Origin of the sequence: Bartonella sp. AP58NXGY, assembly GCF_042195785.1 — a bacterium.
GTDB lineage: Bacteria > Pseudomonadota > Alphaproteobacteria > Rhizobiales > Rhizobiaceae > Bartonella.
Map to the genome: position 1 here is coordinate 192,414 of NZ_JBHIOY010000002.1, position 6,574 is coordinate 198,987.

A 6,574-nucleotide genomic window follows, 5' to 3' on the forward strand; every position below is an offset into this window, starting at 1 on the left:
TATTGCGTGATATCAACCTTAACACCAACGTAATTCGCTCCCTCTTTACTCAATTATCCCTTTCACACCCCTGCTTTTCTTGAAAAAGAACACAGCCTTTGCGTGTCATTTTTACAAAGAAACATGTTTACAAAGGGATGTGGATTTTAGAATCCTTATTCTGTGAGGGGGACGTCTATGATGCGTGTTTTTAGCGAATGCTCTTTGGGGTAGAACAGTCAAAATGTTTATGAAGAGCATCAAGAATAATGCGCAAGGAACCAACAAGAGGAGAGAGTGGTTGATCTTCTATAACGAGATATTGTAATGCCGCATGAAAATTGTGTTGACGATGCTGATATTGTGCTTCTTTAATCGCTTCTTGCATATCTTCATAGTGTTCTGTTGCTTTTTGAATCCATTGCTTTTTTGCTTTCTCATCTGATGCGCTATGCGTAAAACCATCATAATAGCCGTTTGGTAAACCTTTTGCACATAAATAGTCGTTTCTGATTTGGAGATATCTTTGTGCCGTGTCATATTGCTCTTTACTAATGCCTGATGAATCCTCTTTATAGCCAAGCAAACAAAGACGCCCAATATAGGTTCCTACAAGCGGATTTTTCGCTTCTTCGAGGCTTAAACCAAAGTGTTTTGCACGCATTTCAATCGCAGATTGAGGCGGAGATTTGCTGGGGCTTTGGACACGTGAAATATGTCCATTGGGCTCTTTTCGCTTGCTTGTTATTGTCGATCTAGCACCTTTTTTACGTATTTTCATGAACTTACCATTTGAATGAAAAAGAAACTGTCTGTGGATGGGGGACAGGGATGTAAAAAGCACTTGAAGCAAATATTGTAGGGATATAAGCCGTTGCAGATCAAAAAATAAACGATACTAAAGGCTTCTTTAAGCGCAAAGAAAAGAAACGTGGTAGGAAAAAATCATCTTTGTTGAAAGGTATTTCTTATCATTTTTATCTTGTCCTTATCAGTCTTATTTTTCATTCATAGCCGATTATGCGCTTTCTAAAGACTTCTCATCTTCTCTTGAAAAATTGAAGAGAGTTTTTGTCAAATGTGAATGAAAAAATAAGAAGGATGTTCCATGGCTATACTATCATTTTTTCGAATGGGTGTTTTTTCGAATGAGATTACGTCTTTCTTTTCTCACGAGCGCTTTGCAGAAAATTTTAACTCTATCTTTAGAACAATCATTCTTTTGTTATTGGGCGCTGTTGCAAGATGTTTGATATACATCACCCTGTTATGCATATCTTTATCCCCTATAAAGGACGATTATCTTCTATTGAGTGGTAGAGAGCTGTAAAAACAAACTTCCCCACTCTATTATAATAGCATAAGATGCCCGATATTTTCAAATAAAATATCGTTTGTTAGCGCAAAATAACCTATGAACGGTTAAGCAATGTGTTTTGGTGTTCTCTTTTATTATCCTTTATAGAGGATAAATTTTGTTTTGCTGTTTTAAGGATTCTTATCATGAGACGGGGGAATGTTATTTAAAGGGTGGGATGCACTATCGAAAGAAGCTACTTTGATTAATGGAAGATGCCTTTATAGGAGGGGTCTTTATAAATGTGGGCGCTTTTATAAAGGCGAGGGGCTGTGAGATATTTCTTTGTTAAGAAAGAATTTTTAAAATGGGTCCTTTTTGATTAAGAAGCTTTCAAATGAGGATTGAAAAACTTTAAGGTTGTTTGTTACGGGCTTTTCATGCTGGATAATTGGTTGCTTATTTGACTTTGTTTTGTGTTGCTTTTTAAAGAGGCATGTCTTAGGGCTTAGAAGCCCATTTCGTGACAGTGCCCGTGAAAGGGGACAACGATATCACCTCCCAGTGAAATAATATAAAATTTGAATACTATAAAGCCATTGAACACCACCATCTTTACGTTTGTGAAGAAGCAAGCCGGCGTCATCACAATTTCACCAGCTCCCATTGTTGCGATACGCCCTTGGCATGCGAGACGGTTTATTAAGAGATGTTTTTAGTTCTTTCTTTCCTGTTTCACTCCATACGGCTCTTTCTCTTTGTAACGTGCGGGAGACATGATCAGGGGTGATTGCAAGATCTGGGGTGATTGCAAGTTGGTTTCAACATGGAACAGATTTGAAATGAAATAATCTTACGATATTCAAGATTCTCATTCATTATGCAAAAACAATGAATTATTATTATAAATTAATCCCTTAAATGTATATTGCGAGAATGTAGAGTATGTATCTTATTCAAATTTTGTAGTACATTTTAGTAGGCTTCCTTTAAAAGTCTATGGTGCTGTGAGATTATAAAATAATCTTTTGCATCTCTATTGCTTTGTTGTTTTTATGGACTTTCCCCATAGTGCATTTGTCAATGTGATTGCACGATCTGTTTGCTGGCATAATGGATGATAGGGAGGAGACATGATAACTTTATACTCTAATCCTGCTAAATTTTATTTGGTCATTTTCTGTCATATTCTTCTCTATCGTTTTGGTCTACTTCTCCTATGGTATTATCATTTTAAAAAAGAATGTAAAAATGAGAAGAAATCCTTAGAAACAGCAGAAAAAATTCTTTTGAGCTTCAATCAAATAGAGAAAAAATATGATTGTTTTTACAACTTTATTTCTACAATATTGTCTTTTTGCTTTTTTCGATCTTATCCTCTTATGCTGTAAATATCGTCATTTAAGGTGGTGATATACGGCACATAAGGCATACAACGCTCGATCCATTAATATAAAACAGTAAAAATGTTTAGGCGAGGTCTTGTCTGTAGAGCCTTATGCAAATGAAGCACATCAGTGCTCAGTAGGCGGAGTGTACTGAGAACAATTGGATTGTTTACAAACGGATGTGGGGTTTAGAATCTTTAACCTCTAAAGAGGTGGGGAGAAATATCGTTATCCTTATCCTTTGTATCCTATGGGCTCGACTTCATTTTAAGCAATGGTAAACGCTGTCGTTTATGGTGGGCTTGTCAGTTTTCCACATGAGATGTTTTTTTTAGATTGAATATTCTTGCTTGTCGTGTTGTGTAAAACATTATCCTTTGAGGTGTGGGTGATGATAGATAAGGGGAAGACAGTGGCGTTTGTGCTTGTAAGCCTTTAGAGATTGTAGGGTGTCACGTATAAAGAATTAAAAAATAGATTTACAGGGTCTTATTAGTGCTTGTTTCATGGTGAAAAGAGTGCTAGACGAATTTGCCGCGCTGGTCGCGTGTTATTAAATTATTAAAGAGTGCGTGGGCATTTTAGACGTGGGGGACTATCAACATGATCAAAGATAAATCACAACACCAATCTGCCCATAAGGGAAATATGGCTTCTGCATTACAGCCAGGGTTAGATCAATCGGCTGTTTTCAAAAAATGCATGTCTCTCTCAACGAAAGAGTATGTCATCATTTGTTGTTTGGCTATCCTCTTGTTGGTGCTTTTTGTCGCGACTGTCTATATGAAGCCTCTGGAATTTTTTCACATTATATCTAAAGAACAGTTGCAAGCAATGGCGCAAATGAAACAAGAAGATCTTCAAAAAATGTTTTGGGAGATATGGAGACAGCCTGTTAAAAACAATCCTATAATCACGTCTTTGCGGGACGCAGGATGGAATAGCGTTTGGGCTTTTTTATGTCTCTTGCCGCAGAACATTTTTGGCGTTCTTTTAGGATTCTTTCCACTCTTTTTTATCTTTAATGCCATATTGAAACGCGATGTGAAGGAAATGATGCTGATGTGGGAAACATTGCCAGAGAAGCAACAGCAAGACAACTAATCTCGCAACAGAACACAAGAGGGAAACACGTGACTGCTTTTTTTATAAATGCTTTTGTAATCTTGAGTATGGTAGGGATGGCTATCTTTATTTGTTGTGCGTTGAGTATGGTTTTGTTTTCTACCGTGAAGATTATCTTAGAACTTTATTATTCTTTGATAAAACGGACAATATTGTTGTTTGGAATGCGACGGAGATTAAAAAAGGCAACAGTGCAAAGTTTGTGGCATTATAAGACAGAGGGGCGAGGACAGAACGGGGGGCTTGCAACAGAGTTTAGTGCCCTTTCTTTTAAACAATCTTTGAAACTTTCAAGAAAAGATACTTTGATAATCTTTTCTATAGTCTGCGTTGTGAGTGTGTTTTTCGTATGTAGTTTGGTTATTGCATCTGTTTTTACAAAATTTGCGCTTGTTGCACCTCAAGTTGCTTCTGGATTGTTTTTTATTGGTGCGCTGCCGTTGTTGTGGATATTGGTGTTGAGTACTTTCACATTGCCTGTCATTTTAATTCTTCATAGTTTCCTTCATTATGGCGTGAAAAAAACAGTGAAGAGATTAGAAACATTTGCTTGAGCAGAGAATAAAAATGGTGATTTTACATCAATGCGATAGGGGGAAAAAGTGACTTTTGTTATAGGATTTTTGGCTGTTTTAGGGGGTATCATCATTACCATTTTAATGGTTATGGTCATGATCAGGCTTCCTTACCTGATGATCAAGCATTTGAGAGTGTCTTGTAAACTATCCCAAGAATTGAAAAAGAATACGAGGCAACAAAAGCAAGCCATACAACAATTGCGCAATGATCAGGGAGAGATGAAAAGACAGAATCTCGTGCGTGAGACCCTTGATGCAAAAATGCGTTTTCTTAACTTCAAAGAATCTCTGCCTCTTTATCCTAAAGAATGTAAAATAATTCTTTTTGTTTTTATGCTTGTTTTGTTTCTACAAGCTACTTTTTCTATCGCAAATTTTGGATGGTGGCAGAGTGATATGGTTGGCTTTATCTTGCTGCTGTGTAACCTTATATGGTTAGGGTTTATCTTCTTTGTTCCGATCATCGGGCTTATGGGTATAAAATTAACAAAAAAATTGAGAAAAACGCTTCAACAATTGGAAGAAGCGATACAACAACGCGATCAGGCAATCCGTATGCTGAATGTGGAAGGGGGACAAAATGACGAGTAGCCTTATAACATTTATAGTCTGTTCTTTCCTAGTCTTTATGCTCTTAAATGTTTTAATATGCGGGACAATGGGGATCATTTATTACTTGTTTATTAAGCGTGCGCGGCTGTATTGCAAAGTAAAAAAAGAACTGAAATGCGTGCTTAATGAACGCGATAGAGCATTAGAACAGATCTCACAAAAATCAAAAGAAGCAGAATTGAGAGTATGATAAAAAAAGCTTTCTCTTGAAAAGAGGAACATTTGCTTGAAGAAAGAGCCTAATTGTGACGCAAAATTGTAATGATCGTGTACAAAGTGGCGCGGTTTAAAAATCTTTGTGGTTTCATGATGTGAGCAGAAGGTAAAAGAGCGTGTTGGGGGCGGATAATAAGGGGGTAAAACTTTTGCATATACGGTGTTTTGTGTAATGGATCGGGCTGCCTCATGGAGGCTTGGAAGTGACGTGTATGCAGTCGTCTATAGGGAAACTTGCTTGAAAAGAGAGGAATTTACTAGAAAAACAGCGAGAATTGTAGACCATCATTGACTAAAGCAGTATGGGGTGTGAGAACTGGGGGGAGAGCTTTTGTCGTTTAAGATGTGAGGAAGATTAAAAAATATTATTCTTGAAAGCAGTAATATTTTGTCAATAAAAATAAAATACAATTAAACTTAAACTAAAAAAGGCCCCTTTTAAAAGGGCCTTTTATCTCAGTTTACAATATATACAAAATGTATTTAATTGCTTTAATAACTTTTTGTATCTTATACTCTAGTAGAAACCAATTGTATGAAATATATAATAAGTGATCCTAGAAAACTAGCTATTGCATTCAATAAATTTTTTCCTTTTTCATATATATCGTTTATTGATTCTTGTTCTGAGGCTGTTCTATTACTTGTTCTCAGTATATTCAATGTATCCGATATGTTACTTACTGGTTTAAAAAACTGTAAATATGTTTTCTCAACAGTATAAGGTGCAACAATAGGAGAGGGTTGTTTATTGACTATACGATCAGAATTTTGAATCGCGAGAGCTAAACCACTAGTAATAGCCCCCGCTATGAAAAAATATCTGATATTCATAGTTTTTCTCCTATATTTATTTCGGCAAATAAATATCGATACGTATCATATATAAATTCGATTTAAATAACTATAGTAAAAATACAACAATCACAAAAAAGAATAAACTTTGTCTATAAATTGACAAAATTTGCCCTTAATTGCCTTAATGAATTCTTTCAGATTCGATTTTATGAAGGCATAAAAAAGTTTGAAAGCTCTGTAAGGAAGCGGAATCCCATAAGGTGGGTGATACAATAGTTGCTAGCAAACTTCTTTTTGTTCCTTTGAGTAAAGATTCATAAAAATGAGGGTTCATAAAAATGAGATACGATGAAAATTGAGAAAAATCCTTGAAGAGAAGGATGCACTCTTTTTGAGGGCTAGAGTGCATCCTCATAGATTGGATACTTGCCTTTGAGGGTTTGGCGGTATCCCTTGAGGGGAAGGATGCACTCTTTTTGAGGGCTAGAGTGCATCCTCATAGATTGGATACTGCCTTTGAGGGTTTGGCGGTATCCTTTGAGGGGAAGGATGCACTCTTTTTAAGGGCCAGAGTGCATCCT

General features: G+C 36.3%; 5 protein-coding genes. 3 read left to right on the plus strand and 2 right to left on the minus strand.

Annotated elements, in window-relative coordinates; translation table 11 throughout:
* Positions 1–190: 190 nt before the first annotated feature.
* Positions 191–760 carry a hypothetical protein gene (locus tag ACFINC_RS02185; RefSeq protein ID WP_375615893.1) on the minus strand — a complete coding sequence of 190 codons (570 nt, stop codon included), beginning with the start codon at positions 758–760 and terminating at the stop codon, positions 191–193.
* Positions 761–3,267: 2,507 nt separating this feature from the next.
* On the opposite strand from ACFINC_RS02185, the gene ACFINC_RS02190 reads away from it, so the two are divergent.
* Genes ACFINC_RS02190 through ACFINC_RS02200 form a run of 3 tightly spaced genes read left to right on the plus strand, consistent with a single transcriptional unit; the run spans position 3,268 to position 4,958 of the window.
* Positions 3,268–3,768, plus strand: coding sequence for a hypothetical protein (locus tag ACFINC_RS02190; protein WP_375615894.1), 501 nt, complete (start codon positions 3,268–3,270; stop codon positions 3,766–3,768).
* Positions 3,769–3,797: 29 nt separating this feature from the next.
* Positions 3,798–4,343, plus strand: a complete 546-nt coding sequence (locus ACFINC_RS02195; RefSeq protein ID WP_375615895.1) for a hypothetical protein — start codon at positions 3,798–3,800, stop codon at positions 4,341–4,343.
* 48 nt (positions 4,344–4,391) lie between these two features.
* On the plus strand, positions 4,392–4,958 hold the full coding sequence (locus ACFINC_RS02200; protein ID WP_375615896.1) for a hypothetical protein: 567 nt from the start codon (positions 4,392–4,394) through the stop codon (positions 4,956–4,958).
* A 747-nt stretch (positions 4,959–5,705) separates the two neighbouring features.
* Here ACFINC_RS02200 and ACFINC_RS02205 read toward each other — a convergent pair.
* Entirely contained in the window at positions 5,706–6,029 is a 324-nt protein-coding gene (locus ACFINC_RS02205; RefSeq protein ID WP_375615897.1) for a hypothetical protein, read from the minus strand.
* Positions 6,030–6,574: the final 545 nt, after the last annotated feature.

What these genes read in the sequence shown, in the direction of transcription:
- ACFINC_RS02190 (WP_375615894.1), top strand. Translation starts at nt 3,268, where the DNA reads ATGATCAAAGATAAATCACAACACCAATCTGCCCATAAGGGAAATATG.
- ACFINC_RS02185 (WP_375615893.1), bottom strand. Translation starts at nt 760, where the DNA reads ATGAAAATACGTAAAAAAGGTGCTAGATCGACAATAACAAGCAAGCGA.
- ACFINC_RS02205 (WP_375615897.1), bottom strand. Translation starts at nt 6,029, where the DNA reads ATGAATATCAGATATTTTTTCATAGCGGGGGCTATTACTAGTGGTTTA.